Below are 24,286 nucleotides of genomic sequence, written 5' to 3'. Positions count from 1 at the left end.
ACTTGCAACGCAGAATTGCGATGTTTTTTTACCAACCACCCGATTTATCTTGCGTGAGATAAATGTCAGCCAGCGATGGCGGGATTCATGTCGACGAGACGGTTGCTCATCACATAGAACGTCAGCTCGGCGTTGTTGGCGAGCTTCATTTTCTCCAACAACCGCGCGCGATAAACGCTCACCGTTTTAACCGAAAGAGATAAAGCCAGCGCGATGTCGGTCAGCCGCTTTCCCGAAGCGAGCATGCAGAGGGTCTGATATTCGCGGTCCGAGAGCTTTTCGTGCGGCATGCGGTCGCTGTCGAGCGACACGTAGGTCGCGAGCGCTTCGGCCATTGCGGGGCTCACATATTTGCGGCCCGCCGCGACTTGCTGAATCGCGCCGATCATCACCGCCGGGTCCGCCGTCTTCGAGACATAGCCCGACGCGCCCGCCTTCAACGCGCGCACGGCGTATTGATCCTCGCGATACATCGAAAACATCAAAACAGGCAGGCGCGGCGTCTCGCGCTTGATGCGCTTCAGCAGATCAATGCCGTTGACGTCCGGCAACGAGATGTCGAGCATCGCGACGTCGTGCGAATGGCGCGCAGCCAGCGCGATCGCCTGCACGCCGTTTTCCGCTTCCGACACGGCCGACGCCACGCCACGTTCCAGCAGCAATTGCGCGACGCCGCGTCGCACGATGGCGTGATCGTCGGCGAGCAGGACCTTGAGCATCGCGGGCGGTCTCAGGCGTTGACCACGCTGAGCGCGAACAGGCCGGGACGCGCCGCCGTCCACGGCAGACGCGCGCGCACGGCGGTTCCGACGGGTTTCGCCCCGGCGACGCGCAAGTTGCCGCCGAGCGCCTCGCAGCGCGCGCGCATGCCGGCCAGGCCGAAGCGCCCGCTCTTGCGACGCGCCGCCGCGCTGATGCCGACGCCGTCGTCCTCGACGATGAGCGTCACGGCTTGCGCGTCGACTGACACGGCCACGCTCGCGCGCGCGGCCTGCGCGTGGCGCGCGACGTTGCCGAGCGCTTCCTGCATGACGCGAAAGAGAGCGAGCGACATGTCGTGCGACAGTCGTTCGAGGCGCGGATCGTCTGGGCAGCAAAAATCGACGGAAATCGCCGTGCGGGCGCCGAAACTCGCGATCCAGTCGGCGAGCGTCGCGGCGAAGTTCGCGTCGAATGCGGGGGTTTGCAGCCCTTCGACGATTCGATGACTCGTCTCACAGACGTCCGCGAGTGCGGCGCGCGCCTGATGCAGCGCGTCGCCTATGGCGGCGGGGGCGTCCGCCGGCAGCCAGTGTTCGGCGCGCGCGAGCGCGAGATTGGCGACGGTGAGCGCGGCGCCAGTGTTGTCGTGGAGATCCTGCGCCAGCGACTGGCGCGCGCGCTCTTCCGTCGCGGCGAGCAGCGCGGCAAGTTCCTGCACCCGCGCGGTAAGGCGCTGAATCTGACGATCGCCTTTGAGCTTGGCGTCGATCAATGCGGAATAGGGTGAGACGAACGACGCGCCGGCATGGTCCGGCGACGATGACGGAACCCCGCGCGGCGACGCGCGGCGGTTCAGGCTGTGATGCGTGCTCTCATCGAGCGCGATGGTGGCCGACGGATTCATTCAACTCCTCGCTTTGAGCGCAACTGGAGCTACGTCCTCGGCGTTCTCACGAGCGGCGTAACTGAATTTACACTCTGTAACATCGAAGACGGATCGCGCGGTGGCGTTTACGCCGTCTCAGCGTGGGTGAATCATATCTCAAAAATATGTTAAATCCATGTCCGGCAAGGGCTGAACGGACATTACTTCATGTCGTTTGCCAAGTTCGATGCAGACAATGCGTAGGAAAAACACCTACCGACAACGCCAGATTTGTAACAGGAGCCTGCTTTCCTTAAGTCGCTCAAGGCGAAAAAAAACCGGAGCACGAAGCTCCGGCTTTTACGAACGTGGCGTCGAACCGATCAGCCGACGAACGCCTTCTCCACGACATAGTGACCAGGATGGTTGTTGCTGCCTTCCTTGAAGCCCATCGAATCGAGCAATTCGCGCGTGTCGCGCAGCATGTGCGGGCTGCCGCAAAGCATCACGCGATCGTTCTCGATCGAGAACGGCTCGACGGCGAGATCAGCGAACAGCTTCTTCGTTTCGATGAGATCGGTGATGCGGCCGCGGTTCGCGAATTCCTCGCGCGTGACGGTCGGGTAGTACACGAGCTTTTCGGAGACGATTTCCCCGATGTGCTCATGCGCCGGCAAGTGCTCGGTGATGAAGTCCTTGTACGCGAGTTCGTCGACGAAACGGCAGGTGTGCGTCAGCACGATCTTCTCGTAGCGGTCGTAGACGTCCGGGTCCTTGATGATCGACATGAAGGGAGCCAGGCCCGTGCCGGTCGACAGGAGCCACAGCGTCTTGCCGGGCAGCAGATTGTCGGCGACGAGCGTGCCCGTCGGCTTTTTGCCGATCAGCACGGAATCGCCCACCTTCAGGTGTTGCAGGCGCGAGGTCAGCGGGCCGTCCGGAACCTTGATGCTCAGAAATTCGAGATGCTCTTCGTAGTTCGCGCTCGCGAGGCTGTACGCGCGCAGAAGCGGCTTGCCATCGACTTCAAGCCCCACCATCGTGAACTGGCCGTTCTCGAAGCGGAACGCGGAGTCGCGGGTGCAGGTGAAACTGAAAAGCGTGTCGGTCCAGTGGTGGACGCTCAGAACGGTTTGAGAATTAAGGTTGCTCATGGCTTCTTGAACTGTGCTTTAACTGTGCAAAAGCGGTGACGCTCTGACGCTTGCGGCCGAATCACGGCTAACGCCACGCCGGGCCGGCGCCGAAAAGTGCGCTCCGGGAGCGCCGCACTGCGCGAAAGGACGATCGCGACTGATGATGACCGCGCGTTCGATTCGAAGATCGCGCCTCGCATGAGCCTCGTGTAGAAAACGAGACAGCCCGGCTGGTGCAATCGGCTATTTTAACCCGATAGTCCTTTCGCGGTCCGAACGTCGATACGGCGGCATGCGCGCGCACGCGAGCCTCGTGGGCGAACGTGCGTGCTGAAGGATTGCGTTACAGGCTGCCAGCAAAGGCCGGCAGCCGAGTCGGCGCGAACACGTCGCTGCCGAGAAGCTGCCGAATTCGCATGATAGCAACGGATGCGCCGCTCATCCCGAAATACCCTTGCCGGCGAAAGGACGGCGGGCGTCAGATATGCTGATCCGTCGACGGCTTTTCCCACAGGTTGATGCCGCCTTCCTGCGCGTGCTGGTCGATTTCCGCGAGCTCCTCCTGCGTGAAATCGAGATTCTTCAGCGCGGCGACGTTCTCCGCGACCTGCTCCGCCCGGCTCGCGCCGATCAGGACCGAACTCACGCGGCCGCCGCGCAACGCCCACGCGAGCGCCATCTGCGCGAGGCTCTGACCGCGCTTCTGCGCGAGCTCGTCGAGTTTGCGCACGTGCGCGAGGTTCGCGTCGCTTAGGTGCTCCTGCTTGAGCGAGCCGCCGCCCGGCTTGTTCACGCGCGCGTCCTGCGGCACGCCTTTCAGGTATTTGTTGGTCAACAGGCCTTGCGCGAGCGGCGTGAACGCGATGCTGCCCGCGCCGATATCGTCGAGTGTGTCGAGCAGTTCGCTCTCGATCCATCGGTTCAGCATGTTGTACGACGGTTGATGAATCAGCAGCGGCACCTTGTGCTCGGCGAGCAGCTTCGCCATTTCGCGCGTCTTCGTCGCCGAATACGACGAAATGCCCACGTAGAGCGCTTTGCCTGAATGCACGGCGGTCGCGAGCGCGCCGGCGGTTTCCTCGAGCGGCGTGTCGGCGTCGAAGCGATGCGAATAGAAGATGTCGACGTAATCGAGTCCCATGCGCTTCAGGCTCTGGTCGAGGCTCGCGAGCACGTACTTGCGCGAGCCGCCGCCCTGGCCGTAGGGACCGGGCCACATGTCCCAGCCGGCTTTCGACGAGATCAGCAATTCATCGCGATACGGGCGGAAATCGTCCTTGAAGATGCGGCCGAAATTCGTCTCGGCGCTGCCGTACGGCGGACCGTAGTTGTTCGCGAGATCGAAATGCGTGATGCCGAGATCGAACGCGGTGCGCAGAATATCGCGTTGCGTGGAGATCGGCGTCGTATCGCCGAAGTTGTGCCACAAACCCAGTGACAACGCGGGCAGCTTCAACCCGCTCCTGCCGCACGTGCGGTATTGCATCTGCGTGTAACGCTCGGACGCTGCTTCGTAGGCCATGACGTGTTTCCTATGCGGATTGCGAATTGATCGGACTTGCTGATCGGACGTGCGACAGGCGCCGCCCGGCCTGCCGAGGGCGTCAATGGTAAGCCAATCGGGGCTGAGCGCGCACGGCGCGCGGCAGCGTCCCGCTATTCGGCACTGGCCGATCGGCCAGCAAGGGAACGATCGCGCCCGAACTCGGACCAATGCAGATTTCGCTTGAAGGAGCTTGACCGATGGACCCGATCGACAGACTGCGCCCCGCCTACGATTCCTTTGCCGCGATCGCCGTGACCTACGGCATCGACATTTTGCTGGCGTTACTGATTCTCGCGGTCGGCTGGTGGATTTCGAACGCCGTCGCGAACGCGCTGCGCCGCACGCTCGGCCGCACGAACGTCGACGCGACGCTCACGCCGGTGCTCGCCAGTCTCGCGCTGTGGGCGATCCGCGTCGTCGCGATCGTCGCGGCGCTCGGCAAGTTCGGCATCGCCGCGGCCAGCATCCTGACCGTGCTCGGCGCTGCCGGTCTGGCCATCGGCCTCGCGCTGCAAGGCACGCTGCAGAATATCGCCGCCGGTCTGATGCTGCTGCTGCTGCGGCCGTTTCGCGTCGGCGATTACATCGAAGGCGTCGGAACGACGGCGGGCACGGTCAACGAGATCGGCCTTTTCACGACGCGTCTCACGAAGGCCGACGGCATCATCATGTACGTGCCGAACAGCCTCATCTGGGCAAACGCGATCACCAATTACAGCGCGAACGACCGCCGGCGCGTCGTCATCAATTTTCAGGCGCAGCATGGCCTGGGCGTGGAAAACGTGCTCGGAGAATTGCGCAGGCTGATGAGCGAAGATGCGCGCATCGTGCAGGAGGGGCCGTCGGCGCCGTGGGTCGCAGTGACCGATTACACCGACACCGGCGTCAAGTACAACCTCGGCGCGTGGACCAGCAGAAGCGATCACCAGTACGTGATGGCAGATCTGTTGCGCAAGATTCAGCCATACACGCGCGAGCAGGCAAAAGCCGCGTGACTGGACGCGCGGGCGCGGACCGAATAATCTGACGCCCCATTTCCGACGAGACCACGTTATGACCCGAGCGATTTCACTTGCGCTGCTTGTCGGCGGCGTCGTGCTGCTGTACTTCGGCGGCCAGTCGTTTCATTCGCTCTCCAACGACGTCGCGCGTTTCTTCACGGGCTCGCCCACGAACAAGACCATCTGGCTGATCGCGGGCGGCATCTTCGCCACGCTCGCTGGGCTGATCGGCCTCGCGATTCCATCGAAACGCTGAAGGTTCAGACGAGCGGCACTTCCGGCTTCGACGCCGAACGCGTGCCCGGCAGCGCCGCGTTGCTCGCGCCGCGATACGTGAAGACGAGCGAGAACTTCACCTGATCGGTGAGGTTCTTGCCGGCGGAATGCAGCGTGTTGCAATGGAAGAACACGACATCGCCCGCCTCCAGTTCGGGCGATACCGCCGTGCGGATCAGCGCGGCGTTTTCGGGCAGATCGGAGCGGAAGAATTTGGCTTCGTCGAAACGATCCGACGTGAACGGCAGCTTGTGCGATGCCGGCACGAACCACAGTGCGCCGTTATTCACCGTTTCGTCGCCGAGCGCGAGCCACGCCGACACGAGATCGTCGCGCTCGAATGCCCAGTAGCGCACGTCGCGATGCCAACCGGTCAGGCTGCCGTACGCCGGGTGCTTCGTCATCATGCAGTTGTGATGCGCGCGCGACAGATACGGCGTCTCGCCGAAATACAGCTCCATCCAGCCGCGGACTTCCGGCGATGTCGCGAACTCGGCGAAGAGCGGATGCCGTGCGTACGCGTCGAGCAGACGGCGAACCGTGTGGCCGCCGGGCGCGTCCTTCGAATCCGGCGCGCCGGGATATTTCAGATCGGCTTCGAACTCCACCGGCGCGGCGGCCGCTGCGAGCTGCTGGCGCGCCACATCGCGCATTGCGTCGCGCCGCTCTTTCGGAATCAGCCCTTTTACGATGACGTAGCCGTTTTGGCGCAGTTCGTGCACTTGATCTTTTTTCGATTTAAGCGTGTTTTGATCTGACATTTCAGTTCCTCGTCAGCGGCTCTCGAATAACCCATGCCGACGACGCTATATCCGGAATTGGGGCGAATACATGAATTGTAAATCCGATGCCGCGCAAAGACCGGCACCGCAACGCTTTGCCGCTTATTTCTCAGCAACCGCTACATTAAATCGCAGGGAAAACGCGGACTTACCGCGGTAATGAGCGTCCTGTAAATTGACCGCGACGGTTCGGTTCAACCTGCTGAATCACTTCGCATGGAATACCTTGATTGCTATTTTTGTGACGACTATTGTCGAATTTGCTTCCACGCAATCGACCTCCCGCTGACATGAACCACCGAATCGCTATCGGCCTTACCCGCGTTGCTTCGCACGCGGCGCGTCCTGCCCGGCGCGGCGTGATCCGCGCGCTGCGCCATCACTCTGCCCGCACGCAGGCGCTCACCGAGCAATTGAAGAACGTGCATCCGGTCAACGGCATCCGGTCGTGGTTCCGCGGTTTCTTCTTCAATCTGCGCGTGCGCACGGCTTCGCGCCGCGTGTCGCTGCGAGCGCTGCTGCGCCGTCCGATGCAGTTGCGCGCGCCCGCGCCCAAGCCCAAGGCCGCCGCGCTGACGAGCCGCCGCCCGCGCCGCCTGTCGACGAGCAGTGCCGGCTGGTACGCCTTCGCCGCGCGCTGATTGCGTTTCGCCTCGTCGGGCGCCGGTTTTGCCGGTGGTCGCTGCCGCAAGAAAAGCGCAAAAAAAACGGCAAGCCCGCGGCTTGCCGTTTTTTCTTATGCGATGACCGCCGTACTTACGCGACGCTCGCGACCGGTTCCGTGCCCGCGGCTTCGGCCAGCACGAGCGCCTTGTCGGTGGCTTCCCACGAGAATTCCGGCTCTTCGCGGCCGAAGTGGCCGTACGCCGCCGTCTTCTCGTAGACCGGACGCAGCAGATCGAGCATCTGGATGATGCCCTTCGGACGCAGATCGAAATGCTCGAGAACGAGCTTCGTGATCTCGGCATCCGACACGCGGCCCGTGCCGAACGTGTTGACCATCACGGAAGTCGGGCGCGCCACGCCGATGGCGTACGAAACCTGAATCAGCGCGCGCGACGCGAGCCCAGCCGCGACGATGTTCTTCGCAACATAACGGCCAGCGTAGGCCGCCGAGCGGTCGACCTTCGACGGGTCCTTGCCCGAGAACGCGCCGCCGCCGTGCGGAGCCGCGCCGCCGTACGTATCGACGATGATCTTGCGGCCTGTCAGACCGCAGTCGCCCTGCGGACCGCCGATGACGAAACGGCCCGTCGGGTTCACCAGGAACTTGATGTCGCCCTTGATGAGATCCTTCGGCAGCGTCGGCTTGATGACTTCCTCGATGACCGCTTCGCGCAGTTGCGACAGATCGATGTCCGGCGAATGCTGCGTGGACAGCACGACCGTGTCGATCGAGTGCGCCTTGCCATCGACGTAACGCACGGTGACTTGCGACTTCGCATCCGGGCGCAGCCAAGGCAGACGGCCGTCGCGGCGCAGGTTCGCCTGACGCTCGACGAGGCGGTGCGACAGGTGGATCGGCAGCGGCATGAGTTCGGGCGTTTCGTCGCACGCGTAGCCGAACATCAGGCCCTGGTCACCGGCGCCTTGATCGAGATTGTCGTCATGCGCCTTGTTCACGCCTTGCGCGATGTCCGGCGATTGCTTGTCGTAAGCGACGAGCACCGCGCAGCCGCGATAGTCGATGCCGAAATCCGTGTTGTCGTAGCCGATGCGCTTGATGGTGTCGCGCGCGATCTGGATGTAATCGACGTTGGCGGTGGTCGTGATTTCGCCCGCGAGGACGACGAGACCGGTGTTGCAGAGCGTTTCCGCCGCGACGCGCGAATATTTATCCTGCGACAAAATGGCGTCGAGGATGGCGTCGGAGATTTGGTCGGCGACCTTGTCCGGGTGGCCTTCGGAAACAGATTCGGAGGTAAACAGGTAGTCGTTTTTCACGCTTCAGACTCCAAGTTGGTTACGGTTGTTATTCACGTAGCCGACTTCGTCTGGAGTCTGAAGCGGCGACGCTTTAGCGGATCATTTCTCCGGAAAGCAGCGTGTGCTGCGTTCCGGCTTCGCCCCGCAAGTTGTCCATTAACTCGGCGAAGGTTCTATTATACCGGCTTCCCTGAATTTCACAGAATCGACCCTTTTGGCTTCCTTGGTCCCGCATCGTTCATCCGCACGCTGGAGCCGCTCATGCTAGGGCGCATCGGCGTGGCGCTCGCCATCGGCTTTCTCAAGTTCCTGGCGCTCATTCCCTATGGCATCACCGCCCGTTTCGGCGATGCTCTCGGCTGGCTGCTCTATCAGATTCCGAGCCGCCGCAAGCGCATCGTTCATACGAATCTGAAACTGTGCTTTCCCGAATGGAGCGACGAAAAGCGCGAAGACATCGCGCAGAAGCACTTTCGTCACGCGATCCGCAGCTACGTGGAGCGCAGCGTGCAATGGTTCGGCTCGGCGAAGAAGCTGGAAAAGCTGATCGAACTGGACAGCGCCGTCGACCTCACCGATCCAGATCTGCCGCCCACGCTATTTCTCGGGCTGCATTTCGTGGGCATCGAGGCGGGCTCGATCTTCCTCAATTACTCGCTGCATCGGCAATGCGGCTCGCTGTATCAGCCGTTCTCGAATCCGCAGATCGAAGAAATCGCGAAGACGCAACGCGCCCGCTTCGGCGCCGACATGGCGAGCCGCGCCGACAGCGCCCGCATCGTGCTGCGCTGGCTGCGCGACCGCAAGCCCGTGATGCTCGGCGCGGACATGGATTACGGCATGCGCAATTCCACCTTCGTGCCGTTCTTCGGCATTCCCACTTGCACGCTGACGGCCGTTGGCCGGCTCGCGAAAGCGGGCAAGGCGCAGGTCGTGCCGTTCATCGGCGAGGTGCTGCCGGACTACAAGGGTTATCGGCTGAAGATTTTCAAGCCGTGGGACAACTACCCCACCGGCGACGACGAAGCCGATGCGCGCCGCATGAATGCGTTCCTCGAAGAGCAGATTCCGCGCATGCCAGAGCAATATTATTGGGTTCACAAGCGCTTCAAGACGCGGCCGCCGGGCGAGCCGGGTTTTTATTGAGGCCGAATTCACGCGCGATCGGCGTGAAACCCCGCGCTGCGGCTCACATACAATAGCGGCCATGAGACTCAAATTTACAAAGATGCAAGGCGCGGGCAACGATTTCGTCGTGCTCGACGGCTACACGCAAACGCTCGATCTGAGCGCGAGCCAGGTGCGCGCGCTCGCGAACCGTCATTTCGGCGTGGGCGCGGACCAGTTGCTGCTCGTCGAAAAGCCGACGATCGACGGCGTCGACTTCAAATACCGCATCTTCAATTGCGATGGCGGCGAAGTCGAGCACTGCGGCAACGGCGCGCGCTGCTTCGTGAAGTTCGTGCGCGATCGCGGTCTGACGGACGCGTCGACCGTGCGCGTGCAGGTGCAAAACGGCGTCATCACGCTGACGATGCAGGCGAACGGCGAGGTCGTCGTCGACATGAGCACGCCGGTGTTCGATCCGCCTCTCGTGCCCTTCGATGCCCGGACACTCCAGGGTATGCGGCAAGGCAACGACACGCTCTGGCCGCTCGATGTGAACGGTGAGACACGCTGGATCTCGGCCGTATCGATGGGCAATCCGCACGCCGTGCAAACAGTCGACGACGTCGAGGCGTATCCGGTCCTGACCGAAGGCCCCCTGATCGAGCGTCACGCGCGCTTTCCAAAGCGCGTCAATGCGGGCTTCATGCAGATCGTCGATCGTCAAACGGTCAAGCTACGCGTCTACGAGCGCGGCGCGGGCGAAACGCTCGCGTGCGGCACGGGCGCGTGCGCGGCGGTGGCGGCAGGCATCCGCCGCGGTCTGCTCGATTCGCCCGTGCGCGTCGACACGCACGGCGGCACGCTCACGATCACCTGGGACGGCGCGCGCGACGAATCCGCCGCGCTTTTCATGGCAGGGCCAGCCGCGACCGTTTTCGAAGGCGAAATCGAGCTCGATCGCATCGTTTAAACGCAACCACGTCATCATGAATCCACGCGAAGTCGCCGACTACCTGCTCGACAACCCCGATTTCTTCGCCGAGCATGCGGAACTGCTCGGCACCATCCGGCTCTCGAATCCGCACGGCAAGGCCGCCGTGTCGCTGCAGGAGCGCCAGATGGAAATGCTGCGCGACAAGAACAAGCAGCTCGAACGCCGTCTCGCCGAACTGCTGCGCTACGGCCACGAAAACGACAGCATCTCGACCAAGTTCAACCGCTGGACCGTGCGCGTGATTTCGCAGCGCGATCCGTACGCGCTTCCCGCGACGATCAGCAAAGGCCTGTGCGAAGTTTTCGACGTGCCGCATGCCGCGCTGCGCGTGTGGGATATCGACGAAGCGTATCGGCAGGCGGATTTCGCGCGCCAGGTCGGCGAGGAAGTGCGCCTCTTCACGAGCAGCCTCGCGACGCCCTACTGCGGCGTCGACACGGGCTTCGCGGCCGCGCAGTGGCTCGGCGCCGCCAATTCGGCATCGGCGACGGTCGCGCCGAGCGACGGCCCGTCCGACATCGACCGCAAGATCGAATCCGTTTCGCTGATCGCACTGCGCGATCCGCAGGCCGGCCCGGATGCGCCGAGCTTCGGACTGCTCGTTATGGGTTCGCCCGATCCGCGCCGCTTCCACGAAGGCATGGCGACCGACTTCCTCATGCAGATCGGCGCGCTGGCGAGCGCGGCGCTTTCTCGCTTGCTGCCGCACTGAGCATGAGCGCCGCCTCGGATGTTATCGCCGACTATCTCGCGATGCTTGAGCATCAGCGGCATCTCTCCGAACATACTCTCCGCGGCTACACGCACGAACTTTCCGAACTGCGCGCGCTCGCGAAGAACCGTCCGCTCGAATCGCTGACCGCCGCCGATATCCGCGGCGCGGTCGTGCGCGCGCACGCGGCGGGATTGTCGTCGCGTTCGATCGCGCATCGCCTCTCGGCGTGGCGCGCGTTTTATCGATGGCTCGCCGAGCGCATCGAAATGCCCGCGAATCCCGTTGCGACGGTGCGCGCGCCGAAGCGCGACAAAACCCTGCCGAAGGCGCTTTCCGTCGATCACGCGCAACAACTGATGGACGCGCCGCGCGCCGATACGACCGAAGCGCTGCGCGATCAGGCGATGCTCGAACTCTTCTACTCGTCGGGCTTGCGGCTCGCGGAACTGGTGAGCCTCGACGTTCGCCATGTCGAAACGTCGGTGAGCTGGCTCGATCTCGACAGCGCCGAGGTTCACGTCCGCGGCAAAGGAAACCGCGAACGCAAGGTGCCGGTCGGCCGCAAGGCGATCGACGCGTTGCGCGCATGGATCGGCGTACGCGACGAGTTCGTGAAGCTCGATCAACACGCGCTTTTTCTCTCGGTGCGCGGCAACCGCATGGCGCCCGGCGTGGTGCGCGAGCGCGTGAAGCGGCTCGCGCTGCAGGCGGGCATTCCGTCGAACGTGCATCCGCACGTGCTGCGCCATTCGTTCGCCACGCACGTCCTGCAATCGAGCGGCGATCTGCGCGCGGTGCAGGAACTGCTCGGGCACGCGAGCATCACGGCCACGCAGGTTTACACGTCGCTCGATTTTCAGCATCTCGCGCGCGTCTACGATGCGGCGCACCCGCGCGCGAAGAAGCGCGATTAACTCCGCGAGCGCCTCGTTTCATCGGCGCCGCCTCCGGATTGCAATGAACACCATCACGCTCAAGCCGGCGAAGGACAGATCGCTCGTTCGCCGCCATCCGTGGATTTACGCGAACGCCATCGCGCGCGTCGACGGCGATCCCGCGCCGGGCGCGACCGTCGTCGTGCGCGCGGCGGACGGACGGTTTCTCGCGCGCGCGTCGTACAGCCCGCACTCGCAGATTCGCGCGCGCGTGTGGACGTTCGATGAAGCCGAGCCCATCGATCACGCGTTCTTCAAGCGGCGCGTGCAGCGCGCGGTCGCGCATCGGCAGGCGATGGTGAAGGACACGGGCGCCACGCGTCTCGTCTTCGGCGAAGCGGACGGCTTGCCGGGGTTGATCGTCGATTACTACGTCGCGGATGACGGCACGCACGCGCAGCTCGTCTGCCAGTTCATGGCGACGGGCGTCGAAGCGTGGAAAGAGCCCATCGTGCAGGCGTTGACTGCGGCTACCGGCTGCCCGAACGTCTACGAGCGCTCGGACGTGTCGATCCGCCAGAAGGAAGGGCTCGAGCAGACGACCGGCGTGCTCGCCGGCGACGCGCCGCCCGAGACCTTGATCGTCGATGAATGCGGCGTGCGCTATCACGTCGATGTGCGAAACGGGCACAAGACAGGTTTTTATGTCGATCAACGCGACAACCGCGTGCTCGTCGCGCAGAACGCGCAGGGCCGCGAAGTGCTCAACTGCTTCTGCTATACGGGCGGTTTTTCGCTCGCCGCCCTGAAAGGCGGCGCGACGCGCGTCGTGTCCGTGGATTCTTCCGGCGAGGCGCTCGCGCTCGCGCGCGAGAACGTGACGGCGAATGGTTTCGACGCGCAAAAAGCCGAGTGGCTCGACGCCGATGCCTTCAAGACGCTGCGCCGTCTCTACGACGAAGGCCAGCGCTTCGACCTGATCGTGCTCGATCCGCCGAAGTTCGCGCCGTCGAAGGAAACCGTCGATCGCGCCGCGCGCGCGTACAAGGACATCAACTTGAGCGGCTTCAAGCTGCTGCGTCCGGGCGGCCTGCTCTTCACGTATTCGTGCTCGGGCGCGATCGATTCCGAGCTGTTCCAGAAGATCGTCGCGGGCGCGGCGTCGGACGCGCGCGTCGATGCGCGCATCCTCAAGCGCCTCGGCGCGGGCGTCGATCATCCGCTGCTGACGGCGTTCCCGGAAGGCGAATACCTGAAAGGACTGCTGTTGCAAATCACGTGAGCGGCCCAATCTAGGCGCGATCCGCCGGCGAAGGACGCAAGAAGCGTCGGCCCGGCAAATATGTTCCAATGTTCGATTCAGCGCGTTCCCGAACTTAAAAGGCGACACATGATTCCCGTAACCATCCTGACCGGCTTTCTGGGCAGCGGCAAAACCACGCTGCTCAAGCGCATCCTGAACGAGCCGCACGGCATGAAGATCGCCGTGATCGAGAACGAGTTCGGCGAAGAGAACATCGACAACGAAATCCTCGTGCAGGAGACGAACGAGCAGATCATCCAGATGAGCAACGGCTGCATCTGCTGCACGATCCGCGGCGATCTGGCGCGCGCGCTCGAAGACCTCGCGAATCGCAAGAAGGCGGGCACGCTCGCTTTCGACCGGGTCGTGATCGAAACGACCGGCCTCGCGAATCCGGGCCCGGTCGCGCAGACGTTCTTCATGGATAACACCGTCGCCGACGAATTCCTGCTCGACGCGATCATTACGCTCGTCGACGCGAAACACGCCAATTCGCAGCTCGATCAGCACGAAGTAGTGCAGCGTCAGGTCGGCTTCGCGGACCGCCTGTTCGTCACGAAGTCGGATCTCGTCTCCGCCGATGACCTCGAATCGCTCAAGCATCGCCTGCTGCACATGAACCCGCGCGCGGCGATCAAGGTCGTGAATTTCGGCGATGCGGACATCAAGGAAATCTTCGATCTGCGCGGCTTCAACCTGAACTCGAAGCTCGAAATCGATCCGGATTTCCTCGCGGAAGACGATCACGCGCACGACCATGATCACGATCATTCGACGTGCGGCCACGATCACAGCCACGATCACGAGCACGGCCATCACCACCACCATCACGCGCACCACGACGACAAGATCAAGTCGTTCGTGTACCGCAGCGACAAGCCGTTCGATCCGAACCGCCTCGAAGACTTTCTCGGCGGCATTCTGCAGATCTACGGCGAGCGCCTGCTGCGCTACAAGGGCGTCCTCTTCATGAAGGGCGTCGATCGCAAGGTCGTGTTCCAGGGCGTGCATCAAATGATGGGCAGCGATCTCGCCGGCAAGTGGATGCCCATCGAGAAGAAGAACAGCAAGATAGTGTTCATCGGCATCGAGCTGCCGAAGGATCTGATCACCGACGGACTCGACGCCTGCCTCGTGAAGTGATCCGGCACGCATCTCGCTTGGAATGTGCGACTCGCGCGGAATGAGGTCGTGCAATCTGGAGAAAACGCCGCCGCGAAAAGCTCGCGCGCGGCGTTTTTCACGATCGGACTTTCGATGCGGGTATGTAGCCGTGACCACCAACCGACATCGCTTTTTGCACGTCCAGGCGTTATATTTTTGAAATTCCGGCGCGAATTGACAGGGTTTTCCGTGGGTTTCGTCGGAAATTGCGGTTCAGTTACAATACAGCCCCACTGGAGAAGGGCAATTCCGCCGGGCGCGCATTCAAACGCCGGCCAGCGGATGTCAGTAAAGGGATGTCCCGTCGGGACGATGCCTCGATTTGCCGGGGGAAGGCAAATCAAGACAAAGCACCGGGGCCGGAGATTTCGGACCATGCAAATACGCGTGGGTCTTTCCGGAGCATCATCCAATATCGGTTTCCAGAGGAGTTCGGCCCCGCATCGGCGTATTGCGCAATCCAGGCATACCGATGCGCTGCATGCGGGCAACGCAAGTGCAGGCGTTGCGAAGACATCGCCTTACATTGAAGAAGCAAGCAGATGACAACGAAACTCTTGACCGAAGCCGAAATCCTGAAGATGAGCGAGAAGGATTACATGAACGAGGAACAGCTCGCCTTCTTCAAGAACAGGCTCGAGCAGTTGCAAGCGGACATTCTGAAGAATGCCGGCCAGACGACCGAAAATCTGCGGGAAACGGTGATCGTGCCGGACCCGGCGGATCGCGCGACCATCGAGGAAGAGCACGCACTGGAACTGCGCACGCGCGACCGCGAGCGCAAGCTCCTGAAGAAGGTGCAGCAGTCTCTCGCGCGCATCGAATCGGGCGATTACGGCTGGTGCGAGGAAACCGGCGAACCCATCGGCATTCCGCGTTTGCTCGCGCGTCCGACGGCCACGCTCTCGCTCGAAGCACAGGAACGCCGCGAGCTGCGTCAGAAACTCTTCGGCGACTGATCTCGCTGCCGGCAGGCGTCGTTGCGGGAACGCCCGCCACGGGGAAGACGCCGCCGCTGAAAAGTTGCGCATACGCAGTCGCATCGAGGAAAAGGCACCCAACAAGCGGGTGCTTTTTGCTTTTTGGCCTCGTTTTTTCCGTTTCGGAAGCGGCGCATCGACGCCATATGCCTTGATAAATCTTCCGTCGCCCTAAAATGAACCGGACGCGCCCCGCAAATGCATCATCGCGGCTGGCGCGAGCGCGGCGCCGTCCGCCCGAAGCCTGAGGCGCGGGCGGAACCCCGCGCCGTGCACTCCACCGAATTCTCGACTGCGCGGCGGACGTTCATCGCCACGCTTCGTCTGTTTATCCAAGGAACGCACATGGAACAATTTCACGGCACGACCATCGTCTCCGTGCGCCGCGACGGCAAAGTCGCGCTGGGCGGCGATGGTCAGGTGACGCTCGGCAACATCGTCATGAAAGGGGGCGCGAAGAAAGTGCGCCGCATCTATGGCGGCAAGGTGCTGGTGGGCTTCGCGGGCGGCACGGCCGACGCGTTCTCGCTGCTCGACCGCTTCGAAGCGAAGCTCGAGAAACATCAGGGCAATCTGACGCGCGCCGCCGTCGAACTGGCGAAGGACTGGCGCACCGACCGTATGCTGCGCCGGCTCGAGGCCATGCTGATCACCGCCGACAAGGACACGACGCTCGTCATCACCGGCAACGGCGACGTGCTCGATCCCGAACACGGCATCGCCGCGATCGGCTCGGGCGGCGCGTATGCGCAAGCCGCCGCGCAGGCGCTCATCGAGAACACGGATCTCTCCCCGCGCGAAATCGTCGAGAAGGCGCTCACCATCGCCGGCGACATGTGCATCTACACGAACCACAATCGCGTCATCGAGACGATCGAGTAAAGGACCCAAGCGATGACAACCATGACTCCCTCCGAAATCGTCTCCGAACTGGACAAGCACATCATCGGCCAGGGCCGCGCGAAGAAGGCCGTGGCCGTCGCGCTGCGCAACCGCTGGCGCCGTCAGCAGGTCGCGGAGCCGCTGCGCCAGGAAATCACGCCGAAGAACATTCTGATGATCGGGCCGACGGGCGTCGGCAAGACAGAGATCGCGCGGCGTCTCGCGAAGCTCGCGGATGCGCCGTTCATCAAGATTGAAGCGACCAAGTTCACGGAAGTCGGCTACGTGGGCCGCGACGTCGACAGCATCGTGCGCGATCTGATCGAGATTTCCGTCAAGCAGACGCGCGAATCCGAGATGAAGAAAGTGCGCACGAAGGCTGAAGACCGCGCCGAAGACCGCATTCTCGATATCCTGCTGCCGACGGCGCGGCCGGTCGGTTTTGGCGCTTCTTCCGAAGGCGCCGCGGAAGGCGACAACGCGACGCGTCAGACTTTCCGCAAGCGTCTGCGCGAAGGCGCGCTCGACGACAAGGAAATCGAGCTCGACGTGGAAATGCCGCAAGCCGGCATGGACATCATGGGGCCGCCGGGCATGGAAGACATGACCGAGCAGATTCGCTCGATGTTCGCGAACATCGGCGGCGGCAAGAAGACGCGCCGCAAGGTGAAGGTCAAGGAAGCGCTCAAGCTTCTCACCGACGAAGAAGCCGGCAAGATGCTCAACGACGAAGAGGTCAAGAGCCGTGCGGTGCAGAACGTCGAGCAGAACGGCATCGTGTTCCTCGATGAGATCGACAAGATCGCGTCGCGCAGCGAGACCGGCGGCGCAGAGGTGTCGCGCGCGGGCGTGCAGCGCGACCTGCTGCCGCTCGTCGAAGGCACGACCATCAACACGAAGTACGGGATGATCAAGACCGATCACATCCTGTTCATCGCGAGCGGCGCGTTCCATCTCGCGAAGCCGAGCGATCTGATTCCCGAATTGCAAGGGCGCTTCCCGATTCGCGTGGAGCTGGATTCGCTGTCGGTCGAAGATTTCGAAGCGATCCTGAATGCGACCGACGCGAGCCTCGTCAAGCAGTACAAGGCGCTCCTCGCGACGGAAGACGTCGAGCTCGATTTCGCGGAGGAAGGCATCCGGCGTCTGGCGGAAATCGCGTTTTCGGTGAACGAGAAGACCGAGAACATCGGCGCGCGGCGCCTGTACACCGTGATCGAGAAGCTGCTTGAGGAAGTGTCGTTCGCGGCGGGTAATCACGCGGGCCAGCCGGTGCGGATCGACGCGGCGTATGTGGACCGCGCGCTCGGCGAGGTGGCGCAGGACGAGGACCTTTCGCGCTACGTGCTGTAACGGCTGCGGCCTCAGAGACAGAAAAACCGGGCCGCGCTGCCCGGTTTTTTTGCGCCCGTCGCAATGGGAACAGGTTTGGATACAGACGAAATACAGACGAAAAAAAGCCCGCCTTGTGGGGCGGGCTGAATCCATATCAGGAGGAGACATGGAGGAGACAGTTCCAACTATACACAGGCACTTGATGCGACGCAATAGAAATTTTAGTAAAAACCCCTATAGCGTCGAGTTGTGGTATCTGCGCGTCAGTTTTCGGATTCGACCTACCGATGACACCGCAAGAATCGGCGCGTAACCTCATCTGCACGGCTCTACAGTGGTCCCGTACCCAAGAGCCATCGAGGTCGTCATGAGAACCGTATCGAACCCCGTTTTTGCTTCGGATGAAACCCGCTGGCAGGCCGTCTGCGAACGCGACCAGCGTGCCGACGGCGCCTTCTTCTTCGCCGTGCGCACGACCGGCGTGTTCTGCAGGCCGTCGTGCGCGTCGCGGGCGCCGCGTCGGGAAAACGTCGAGTTCTTTCCGACGACCGACGCCGCGGAACAAGCCGGATACCGTCCGTGCAAGCGCTGCCAGCCGACGAGCCTGCCGCGCGAACTGGCGATCGTCGAGCGCGCATGCAAGGTGCTCGACGCCGATCCGCAGCAACGCATAACGCTCGCGCAACTGAGCGAAGCCGTGCACGTGAGCCCGTTTCATCTGCAGCGACTGTTCTCGCGCATCGTCGGCATTTCGCCGCGGCAGTATCAGGCGGCACAGCGCGCGGGCGTGTTGCGCGACGCGTTGCAACGCGGCCGCGACGTCACGCGCGCGACGCACGACGCGGGTTTCGGCTCGCCGTCGCGCATGTACGAGGCCGTGCCCGCCGAACTGGGCATGACGCCGTCCGAGTACAGACGCCAGGGCGCGGGCCTGACGGTGCGCTACGCCACCGCGGATACGCCGCTCGGCGCCGTGCTCGTCGCGGCGACGGACAAGGGCGTGTGCAAGATCGCTTTCGGCGATGACGCCAGCGCGCTCGTCGAACAGCTCGCCGCCGATTTTGCGCAAGCGAAGCGCGTTGACGATGCCGCGAAGATGGAGCCGTTCATCGCGCAGGTTCGCGCGTATCTGCAAGGCACGCGCGAGCGCGTCGACTTGCCGCTCGACATCGGCGCGACCGCGTTTCAGCGGCGCGTGTGGGACGCATTGCGGCGCATCCCTTATGGTCAGACGCGCAGTTACACGGAGATCGCCGAAGCGCTCGGCTCGCCGCGCGCGGTGCGGGCGGTCGCGAATGCGTGTGCATCGAATCCGGTGGCGCTCGCGATTCCGTGTCATCGCGTGATCGGCAAGGACGGCGCGATCGCAGGCTATCGCTGGGGCGCGCCGCGCAAGGAAGTCTTGCTCGAAACCGAGCGCGCGCATCGCGAATCCGACAAGGTCGCGTAAATCGCGCAAGGCCCGATGCGCTCGCCGTCGCCCTGACGCGCGGGCGCTTTCAACACCTCGCGGGCCGTTCACACCGGCTCCGTACAGACCTTCCGAAAAACCGGCAAAGCCTTGCGGATTCTGGGCTCAAGCGCGCCTGACACCGAAATGTTAAAGTGCCCGCTACCCTAAAATACGGCCGCGCGCACACCGCTCGCGCTCCTCGCAGAACGCTTCAATGTCAAACAAGAATCCCGCTCACCCCAAGGCCGGCGCTTTCGAGCGCAGGCTTGCCGCGCTCGCGTCCGGCCCGCACGCCGACGCGTTGCGCCAAGGCTTGCGCGGCATCGAAAAAGAAAGCTTGCGCGTGACGCCGCGAGGCACGCTCGCGATGACGCCGCATCCGCGCGCGTTCGGATCGGCGCTCACGCATCCGCTCATCACGACCGATTACTCCGAGGCGCTCGTCGAACTCATCACGCCCGCCGAACCGGATGTAGCGCTCACGCTCGAATCGCTCGACACGCTGCATCGCTTCGCCTACGCGCACATGGGCGACGAGTTGCTGTGGAACAACTCGATGCCCAATTCGCTGCCGCCCGAGGACGAGATCCCGTTGGGTTATTACGGCACATCGAACATCGGCACGCTGAAGACGGTGTACCGGCGCGGGCTTGCACTGCGTTATGGCCGCACGATGCAGTGCATCGCGGGCATCCACTACAACTATTCGCTGAACGAAGCGGTATGGCGCGCGTGGCAGGCGCTCGACAAGACGAGCACGCTGTCCGCGCAAGATTTCCAGTCCGAACGTTACTTCGCGCTGGTCCGCAATTTCCGCCGCACGAGCTGGCTGCTGATGTATCTGTTTGGCGCATCGCCGGCGCTGAACAAGCGCTTTGTCGAAGGCAAGTCGCATCATCTGGAAACGTTCGATGCCGACACGTTCTACCTGCCGCACGCAACCAGCCTGCGCATGAGCGATCTCGGCTACACGAACAATCCGGCGCAGGCGGATCTGCTGCCGAGCTACGACAATCTCGACGCCTATGTCGATGTCCTCGCCAAAGCAGTGAGCCAGCCATACGCGCCCTACGAAGCGATCGGCACGAAGCGCGACGGCGAATGGGTGCAGATCAACACCAACGTCCTGCAGATCGAAAACGAGTTCTACTCGACGATCCGCCCGAAGCGCATCACGCAGTCGGGCGAACGTCCGCTGCACGCGCTGGCCGAGCGCGGCGTGCAGTACATCGAAGTACGCTGCCTCGACATCGATCCGTTCGAGCCGACGGGTATCTCGCTCGAAACCGCGCGCTTTCTCGATGCCTATCTGCTGTATTGCGCGCTCGAAGACAGCCCGCTGTTGCCGCGCGACGCGAGCATCGAGGCGAACGGCAATTTCAGCGCGGTGGCGAAGGAAGGCCGCAAGCCGGGTCTCGCGCTGCAACGCGACGGCATGAGCGTGCCGATGCGGCAATGGGCCGAAGAACTCTTCGATGCGATCGCGCCCGTCGCGAAGACGCTCGATGCGCTCAACGGCAACGACGACCACACGCGCACGCTCGCGGCGCTGCGTCCGCGCATCGCGGATGCGTCGCTCACGCCGTCGGCCCGCGTGCTGCAACTCATGCGCGACAAGCATCAGTCTTTCGATGAGTTCGCGCTCGAGCTCAGCACACGCCATGCGGAAAATTTCCGCGCACGTCCGCTTTCCGTCGACGAAGAACGCGCGATGGACGAGCTCGCGGCAAAATCCATCGTCGAGCAGACCGTGGTCGAAAGCAGCGACACCGAAACGTTCGATGCGTTCGTTGCCGCGTATCAGACGTTCAAGCTCAACGCCGCGAACGCCTGAAGCAGATTTTTCCTTGCCGCCCTCATCGCGCGCGGTAAGGTTTTCCGGTTGTGCAACAGAGGGAAACGCACGGCAACATCGCCCGGCCATACAGGTCAAAATGTCGCCGAGTTTTTTCGACGATCGGGGGTGCAATGGAAAAGAAGTTCTTCGGCGCGGCCGCGCTGGGGGCCGCGTCGCTCGTACTGCTGGCTGGCTGCGCGGCGCAGGACCAGGTCAGCAGCACGGTGATGGAGCAGGCCACCGCGCCGCTCACCTGCATGAGCAAGGCGGAATGCGACGCATGGTGGGCGCGCGCCCAGGTGTGGGTGACGAACCACTCGGAGTACAAGCTCCAGACCATCACGGATTCGATCATTCAGACGGCGGGGCCGTCGAGCGGCAAGCGCGCGCTTGCTTATCAGATCACGAAGACGCCGACCAACGAAGGCACCGCGACCGTCGGCTTCGCGGCGCACTGCGACAACCCGCTCGGCTGCGAGCCGAATCCGTGGCAGGCGGGCGCGGACTTCAAGCAGTTCGTGCGCAACGGTCCGGGTCTTCGCAAAACGGCGACGCCGCAAGCCGCGCCAGCGCCGGACGGCGTGCAGGTCAGCCCGCTCGATCAACCCGCGCCGCTCAATCTGGAAAGCCAGCCGGGTCAATCGGCGACGCCGCTCACGCCGCAGTAGCGCGGCTTCAATGTCCCATCGAGGCTGACGCGCCCTTCTTCGGCCGCGTCAGCCAGACCATCACGGCCAGCACCAGAAACGCATAGAAGGAGATGCGGAAGAAGTCGTTGGTCGACATCATGTACGCCTGCGCCGACACGACGCGATCAAGCTGCGCTGTCAGCGCCTGTCCTGACAAACCGAGCCCCGAAAGCAGATCCGAGTAAGCCGTCGTCCCGGCCGAATACGGCGTGACCGATTCGGTGAGCCGCGCGTGATGGCGGATCATGCCGTTTTCCCAGAAGGTCGTGCTGACCGCCGTGCCGATCGCGCCTGACAGGGTCCGCAGAAAATTCGACAACCCCGCGGCGCCCGCGAGCCGCTCGTCGGAGACGCTGGAGAGCGTGATCGTCGTCATCGGCACGAAGAAGCACGCGACGCCGATGCCCTGGAACAGACGCGGATAGATGATCTCGTGGAACGGCGTGTCGAGCGTGAAAGTCGAGTTCCAGTGCGACACGAACGCGAACGTGAGGAACGCGAAGCTCGCGACCACGCGCAGGTTCAGCCGATGCATGTTCTGCCCGATGAGCGGCGAGAGCACCAGCGCGAGGATGCCAACCGGCGCGGTGGCGAGGCCCGCGAGCCACGGCGTGTAGCCGAGCACGGTTTGCAGCCACAACGGCAGCACCACGACCGAGCCGAAGAACGCGAGAAAGCCGAGCGACGTAATGAGCACGCCCATCGCGAAATTGCGGTCGCGGAAGAGCGAGAGGTCGATCACCGGTTCCTTCTCGGTCAGCTCCCACGCGAACATGAACGCAAGCGATACCGCCGACACGATCGCCAGCGTCACGATGAGGTTCGAGCTGAACCAGTCGTGGTCCTTGCCGAGGTCGAGCATCATCTGCAGGCTCGCGACGCCGATCACGAGCAGCGCAAGACCGACGCCGTCGATGCGCTGCTTCGTCGTCTTCGTTTCGTGGCCCCGCAGCAGAAAATACGCGATCACCGCCGAAAACACGCCGATCGGCACGTTGATGTAGAAGATCCACGGCCAGGTGAAGTTATCGGTGATATATCCGCCCATGACCGGGCCGAAGATCGGCGCGACGATCACGGTCATCGCCCAGAGGCCGAGCGCGAGTCCGCGTTTCTCCGGCGGATAGCTGCGCATGAGAATGGTCTGCGACAGCGGGACCATCGGGCCGGAGACGAGACCTTGCAGCAGGCGGAACGCGATCAGCGATTCGAAGTTGTGCGCGAGCCCGCACAACGCGGAGGCGATCGAGAACAGCAGCACGGAAATCGTGAACAGCTTCACCTCGCCGACGCGCCGCGCGAGCCAGCCGGTCAGTGGCACCGCGATCGCGGACGCGACCGAATACGACGAGATCACCCATGTGCCCTCGCTCGTCGCGACGCCGAGGCTGCCGGAGATGGTCGGCACGGCGACGTTCGCGATGGACGTGTCGAGCACCTCCATGAAGGTGCCGAGCGCGAGGCCCATCGTCAGCAGGGCGAGGATGCCGCCCTTGAGCGGCACGGGCGCGGGCGTCGACGGTGAGGCCGGCGCGCTCGTCGTGGATGCGGACATGTTTCGGTTCTCCGGTGCTCGAAGCGTGCATCACGCGCAAGCTTTTCTTGTCGGGGCATTCTCTGCTCAGGCAGCGAAACTGACGCAAAGAATTACTCGGTTCTACGGATTAATCAGATGGTTCTTCGCCGACTCCGCATGGCGCGCAATCGGCCATCGGCGTGTTGCCGATGATGCGCGCGAGCATCGCGATCAGCATATCCAGTTCGGCGCGGCTGAAGCCGTCCAGTTGCTCGTTGAGCATCGCGGCGCCGATCGCGGGCAGACGGCGGGCCGCATCGCGCCCGCGCTCCGTCAGGCTGAGCTCGACGATGCGGCGGTCCGCGTCGCTACGCGCACGGCTCACGAAGCCCTTCTTTTCGAGCCTGTCGAGCATACGGGTCATGGAACCGCTGTCGTAGGACATCTCACGCGACAACTCCAGCGGCGTGCGCGCTCTTCCCGACGCGAGCATCAAAAGCACGCCGATCTGCTGCGACGTCAGATCGAGCGGCTTGAGCGCCTGATCGGTTCGCATGACGAGCACGTTGCGCGCCTTGGCGAGATAGTAGCCGAGGCTCGTTTCGAGCTGAATCGTGGCGGGATCGTAAAGCGGTTCGCTGTTCATGCGACTTCGGTCAAACGGATGATGCGCGGTTGCGACACTGCGTCGCGTTTCGGAAAGGCAACAACTGCAGAAAAGCAATCAGCAGTATCTTGAAAAATAGTTGCTCAGTCAATATTATTTCATGCAACGAGTCACGCGCCCCGATGCGCCGCCCGCAACCATGTTCTGATCTCCTGCCGCGTCGTTCGCGACACCCGAAGGACCCACCCATGACCCGCTTCGCCCGCACCGCCCGCCGACGCTTCGGCCCCATCAGCAGCACGATTGCCAACGCTTCCCGTCACTTCGTCCCACCGAAGCTGAGTTCGTGGAAACTCGCGTTGTATGTGATCGTGTTCCTGCTGCCGGGCGGATCATTCGCGGTGCTCGGCATGGGATGGTTCGAGAACCGGTATCGGCGCAAGCCGGCCTCGGCGTCAGCGCCCAAGCAGACATCCGCGCGGCCGTTGCTCTCCGCGCCATGCTCGGACGGCGCGCCGTAACGCGTCGTAACCGATACGGCCTGTCGCGTAACACCGGCCTTACGGCGAACCCGTTACCCTAACGTCTACCT

Annotated in this window: 24 protein-coding genes; 16 read left to right on the top strand and 8 right to left on the bottom strand. The window is 63.1% G+C overall.

The genetic code is table 11. From position 1 onward, the window contains the following. Positions 1-65: 65 nt before the first annotated feature. From rqpR to mgrA, 4 genes are all read right to left on the bottom strand, one after another. Positions 66-719, bottom strand: a complete 654-nt coding sequence (rqpR, locus tag AWB75_RS00600) for a response regulator transcription factor RqpR (RefSeq protein WP_061122147.1) — start codon at positions 717-719, stop codon at positions 66-68. A gap of 11 nt (positions 720-730) precedes the next feature. Then, entirely contained in the window at positions 731-1,606 is an 876-nt protein-coding gene (locus AWB75_RS00595; RefSeq protein ID WP_061122146.1) for a sensor histidine kinase, read from the bottom strand. A gap of 344 nt (positions 1,607-1,950) precedes the next feature. After that, a complete protein-coding gene (locus tag AWB75_RS00590; RefSeq protein WP_061122145.1) occupies positions 1,951-2,721 on the bottom strand; it encodes a ferredoxin--NADP reductase in 771 nt (256 codons plus the stop codon). 460 nt (positions 2,722-3,181) lie between these two features. Continuing rightward, complete coding sequence (gene mgrA, locus AWB75_RS00585) at positions 3,182-4,225, bottom strand: L-glyceraldehyde 3-phosphate reductase (protein WP_061122144.1); 1,044 nt, start codon at positions 4,223-4,225, stop codon at positions 3,182-3,184. 221 nt (positions 4,226-4,446) lie between these two features. Between mgrA and AWB75_RS00580 the strand changes: the two genes are divergently transcribed. Next, the gene (locus tag AWB75_RS00580) at positions 4,447-5,244 is read left to right on the top strand and encodes a mechanosensitive ion channel family protein (RefSeq protein ID WP_061122143.1); all 798 of its coding nucleotides are present in this window, start codon (positions 4,447-4,449) and stop codon (positions 5,242-5,244) included. A gap of 58 nt (positions 5,245-5,302) precedes the next feature. Continuing rightward, positions 5,303-5,506 carry a DUF3185 family protein gene (locus AWB75_RS00575; RefSeq protein ID WP_061122142.1) on the top strand — a complete coding sequence of 68 codons (204 nt, stop codon included), beginning with the start codon at positions 5,303-5,305 and terminating at the stop codon, positions 5,504-5,506. Between the two features lie 4 nt (positions 5,507-5,510). On the opposite strand, the gene AWB75_RS00570 is transcribed toward AWB75_RS00575, so the two are convergent. Continuing rightward, positions 5,511-6,287, bottom strand: a complete 777-nt coding sequence (locus AWB75_RS00570) for a phytanoyl-CoA dioxygenase family protein (RefSeq protein WP_061122141.1) — start codon at positions 6,285-6,287, stop codon at positions 5,511-5,513. Positions 6,288-6,598: 311 nt separating this feature from the next. Between AWB75_RS00570 and AWB75_RS00565 the strand changes: the two genes are divergently transcribed. Then, positions 6,599-6,949 (top strand): hypothetical protein, encoded by a 351-nt coding sequence (locus AWB75_RS00565; protein ID WP_200822911.1) that lies wholly within the window; start codon positions 6,599-6,601, stop codon positions 6,947-6,949. A gap of 115 nt (positions 6,950-7,064) precedes the next feature. Here the strand turns inward: AWB75_RS00565 and metK are convergent, their stop codons facing one another. Continuing rightward, positions 7,065-8,252: a methionine adenosyltransferase gene (gene metK / locus AWB75_RS00560; protein WP_061122139.1), complete on the bottom strand. Its 1,188-nt coding sequence runs from the start codon at positions 8,250-8,252 to the stop codon at positions 7,065-7,067. Between the two features lie 243 nt (positions 8,253-8,495). On the opposite strand from metK, the gene AWB75_RS00555 reads away from it, so the two are divergent. The 12 genes from AWB75_RS00555 to AWB75_RS00500 all read left to right on the top strand — a co-directional run bounded on the left by AWB75_RS00555 (position 8,496) and on the right by AWB75_RS00500 (position 21,550). Then, positions 8,496-9,380, top strand: a complete 885-nt coding sequence (locus AWB75_RS00555) for a lipid A biosynthesis lauroyl acyltransferase (protein WP_061122138.1) — start codon at positions 8,496-8,498, stop codon at positions 9,378-9,380. Positions 9,381-9,441: 61 nt separating this feature from the next. Next, a complete protein-coding gene (gene dapF, locus AWB75_RS00550) occupies positions 9,442-10,314 on the top strand; it encodes a diaminopimelate epimerase (protein ID WP_061122137.1) in 873 nt (290 codons plus the stop codon). A gap of 16 nt (positions 10,315-10,330) precedes the next feature. Beyond that, positions 10,331-11,050: a DUF484 family protein gene (locus AWB75_RS00545; RefSeq protein WP_061122136.1), complete on the top strand. Its 720-nt coding sequence runs from the start codon at positions 10,331-10,333 to the stop codon at positions 11,048-11,050. Positions 11,051-11,052: 2 nt separating this feature from the next. After that, positions 11,053-11,967, top strand: coding sequence for a tyrosine recombinase XerC (gene xerC / locus AWB75_RS00540; protein WP_061122135.1), 915 nt, complete (start codon positions 11,053-11,055; stop codon positions 11,965-11,967). Between the two features lie 43 nt (positions 11,968-12,010). After that, positions 12,011-13,210 (top strand): class I SAM-dependent rRNA methyltransferase, encoded by a 1,200-nt coding sequence (locus tag AWB75_RS00535; protein ID WP_061122134.1) that lies wholly within the window; start codon positions 12,011-12,013, stop codon positions 13,208-13,210. Positions 13,211-13,318: 108 nt separating this feature from the next. Next, on the top strand, positions 13,319-14,374 hold the full coding sequence (locus AWB75_RS00530; protein ID WP_061122133.1) for a CobW family GTP-binding protein: 1,056 nt from the start codon (positions 13,319-13,321) through the stop codon (positions 14,372-14,374). 563 nt (positions 14,375-14,937) lie between these two features. Beyond that, complete coding sequence (gene dksA, locus AWB75_RS00525; protein ID WP_061122132.1) at positions 14,938-15,354, top strand: RNA polymerase-binding protein DksA; 417 nt, start codon at positions 14,938-14,940, stop codon at positions 15,352-15,354. A 366-nt stretch (positions 15,355-15,720) separates the two neighbouring features. Then, a complete protein-coding gene (gene hslV, locus AWB75_RS00520) occupies positions 15,721-16,257 on the top strand; it encodes an ATP-dependent protease subunit HslV (RefSeq protein ID WP_061122422.1) in 537 nt (178 codons plus the stop codon). 12 nt (positions 16,258-16,269) lie between these two features. Next, a complete protein-coding gene (hslU, locus tag AWB75_RS00515; RefSeq protein ID WP_061122131.1) occupies positions 16,270-17,610 on the top strand; it encodes an ATP-dependent protease ATPase subunit HslU in 1,341 nt (446 codons plus the stop codon). Between the two features lie 349 nt (positions 17,611-17,959). Then, positions 17,960-19,042, top strand: coding sequence for a bifunctional DNA-binding transcriptional regulator/O6-methylguanine-DNA methyltransferase Ada (gene ada / locus AWB75_RS00510; protein WP_061122130.1), 1,083 nt, complete (start codon positions 17,960-17,962; stop codon positions 19,040-19,042). 217 nt (positions 19,043-19,259) lie between these two features. Further along, positions 19,260-20,879: a glutamate--cysteine ligase gene (gshA, locus tag AWB75_RS00505; RefSeq protein ID WP_061122129.1), complete on the top strand. Its 1,620-nt coding sequence runs from the start codon at positions 19,260-19,262 to the stop codon at positions 20,877-20,879. 134 nt (positions 20,880-21,013) lie between these two features. Beyond that, a complete protein-coding gene (locus tag AWB75_RS00500; RefSeq protein WP_061122128.1) occupies positions 21,014-21,550 on the top strand; it encodes a hypothetical protein in 537 nt (178 codons plus the stop codon). Between the two features lie 7 nt (positions 21,551-21,557). On the opposite strand, the gene AWB75_RS00495 is transcribed toward AWB75_RS00500, so the two are convergent. Both AWB75_RS00495 and AWB75_RS00490 read right to left on the bottom strand, forming a co-directional pair. Next, on the bottom strand, positions 21,558-23,126 hold the full coding sequence (locus tag AWB75_RS00495; protein WP_061122127.1) for a DHA2 family efflux MFS transporter permease subunit: 1,569 nt from the start codon (positions 23,124-23,126) through the stop codon (positions 21,558-21,560). Positions 23,127-23,235: 109 nt separating this feature from the next. Then, complete coding sequence (locus AWB75_RS00490) at positions 23,236-23,733, bottom strand: MarR family winged helix-turn-helix transcriptional regulator (protein ID WP_061122126.1); 498 nt, start codon at positions 23,731-23,733, stop codon at positions 23,236-23,238. Positions 23,734-23,942: 209 nt separating this feature from the next. Between AWB75_RS00490 and AWB75_RS00485 the strand changes: the two genes are divergently transcribed. Further along, entirely contained in the window at positions 23,943-24,215 is a 273-nt protein-coding gene (locus AWB75_RS00485) for a hypothetical protein (protein ID WP_061122125.1), read from the top strand. Positions 24,216-24,286 lie beyond the last annotated feature (71 nt).

This window comes from Caballeronia catudaia (assembly GCF_001544755.2).
Lineage (GTDB): Bacteria > Pseudomonadota > Gammaproteobacteria > Burkholderiales > Burkholderiaceae > Caballeronia > Caballeronia catudaia.
This window is presented reverse-complemented; position numbering and strand designations above follow the sequence as displayed.

Coding starts and splice junctions, on each gene's coding strand:
- rqpR (WP_061122147.1), bottom strand. CDS start 719: ATGCTCAAGGTCCTGCTCGCCGACGATCACGCCATCGTGCGACGCGGC.
- AWB75_RS00595 (WP_061122146.1), bottom strand. CDS start 1,606: ATGAATCCGTCGGCCACCATCGCGCTCGATGAGAGCACGCATCACAGC.
- AWB75_RS00590 (WP_061122145.1), bottom strand. CDS start 2,721: ATGAGCAACCTTAATTCTCAAACCGTTCTGAGCGTCCACCACTGGACC.
- mgrA (WP_061122144.1), bottom strand. CDS start 4,225: ATGGCCTACGAAGCAGCGTCCGAGCGTTACACGCAGATGCAATACCGC.
- AWB75_RS00580 (WP_061122143.1), top strand. CDS start 4,447: ATGGACCCGATCGACAGACTGCGCCCCGCCTACGATTCCTTTGCCGCG.
- AWB75_RS00575 (WP_061122142.1), top strand. CDS start 5,303: ATGACCCGAGCGATTTCACTTGCGCTGCTTGTCGGCGGCGTCGTGCTG.
- AWB75_RS00570 (WP_061122141.1), bottom strand. CDS start 6,287: ATGTCAGATCAAAACACGCTTAAATCGAAAAAAGATCAAGTGCACGAA.
- AWB75_RS00565 (WP_200822911.1), top strand. CDS start 6,599: ATGAACCACCGAATCGCTATCGGCCTTACCCGCGTTGCTTCGCACGCG.
- AWB75_RS00555 (WP_061122138.1), top strand. CDS start 8,496: ATGCTAGGGCGCATCGGCGTGGCGCTCGCCATCGGCTTTCTCAAGTTC.
- dapF (WP_061122137.1), top strand. CDS start 9,442: ATGAGACTCAAATTTACAAAGATGCAAGGCGCGGGCAACGATTTCGTC.
- AWB75_RS00545 (WP_061122136.1), top strand. CDS start 10,331: ATGAATCCACGCGAAGTCGCCGACTACCTGCTCGACAACCCCGATTTC.
- xerC (WP_061122135.1), top strand. CDS start 11,053: ATGAGCGCCGCCTCGGATGTTATCGCCGACTATCTCGCGATGCTTGAG.
- AWB75_RS00535 (WP_061122134.1), top strand. CDS start 12,011: ATGAACACCATCACGCTCAAGCCGGCGAAGGACAGATCGCTCGTTCGC.
- AWB75_RS00530 (WP_061122133.1), top strand. CDS start 13,319: ATGATTCCCGTAACCATCCTGACCGGCTTTCTGGGCAGCGGCAAAACC.
- dksA (WP_061122132.1), top strand. CDS start 14,938: ATGACAACGAAACTCTTGACCGAAGCCGAAATCCTGAAGATGAGCGAG.
- hslV (WP_061122422.1), top strand. CDS start 15,721: ATGGAACAATTTCACGGCACGACCATCGTCTCCGTGCGCCGCGACGGC.
- hslU (WP_061122131.1), top strand. CDS start 16,270: ATGACAACCATGACTCCCTCCGAAATCGTCTCCGAACTGGACAAGCAC.
- ada (WP_061122130.1), top strand. CDS start 17,960: ATGAGAACCGTATCGAACCCCGTTTTTGCTTCGGATGAAACCCGCTGG.
- gshA (WP_061122129.1), top strand. CDS start 19,260: ATGTCAAACAAGAATCCCGCTCACCCCAAGGCCGGCGCTTTCGAGCGC.
- AWB75_RS00500 (WP_061122128.1), top strand. CDS start 21,014: ATGGAAAAGAAGTTCTTCGGCGCGGCCGCGCTGGGGGCCGCGTCGCTC.
- AWB75_RS00495 (WP_061122127.1), bottom strand. CDS start 23,126: ATGTCCGCATCCACGACGAGCGCGCCGGCCTCACCGTCGACGCCCGCG.
- AWB75_RS00490 (WP_061122126.1), bottom strand. CDS start 23,733: ATGAACAGCGAACCGCTTTACGATCCCGCCACGATTCAGCTCGAAACG.
- AWB75_RS00485 (WP_061122125.1), top strand. CDS start 23,943: ATGACCCGCTTCGCCCGCACCGCCCGCCGACGCTTCGGCCCCATCAGC.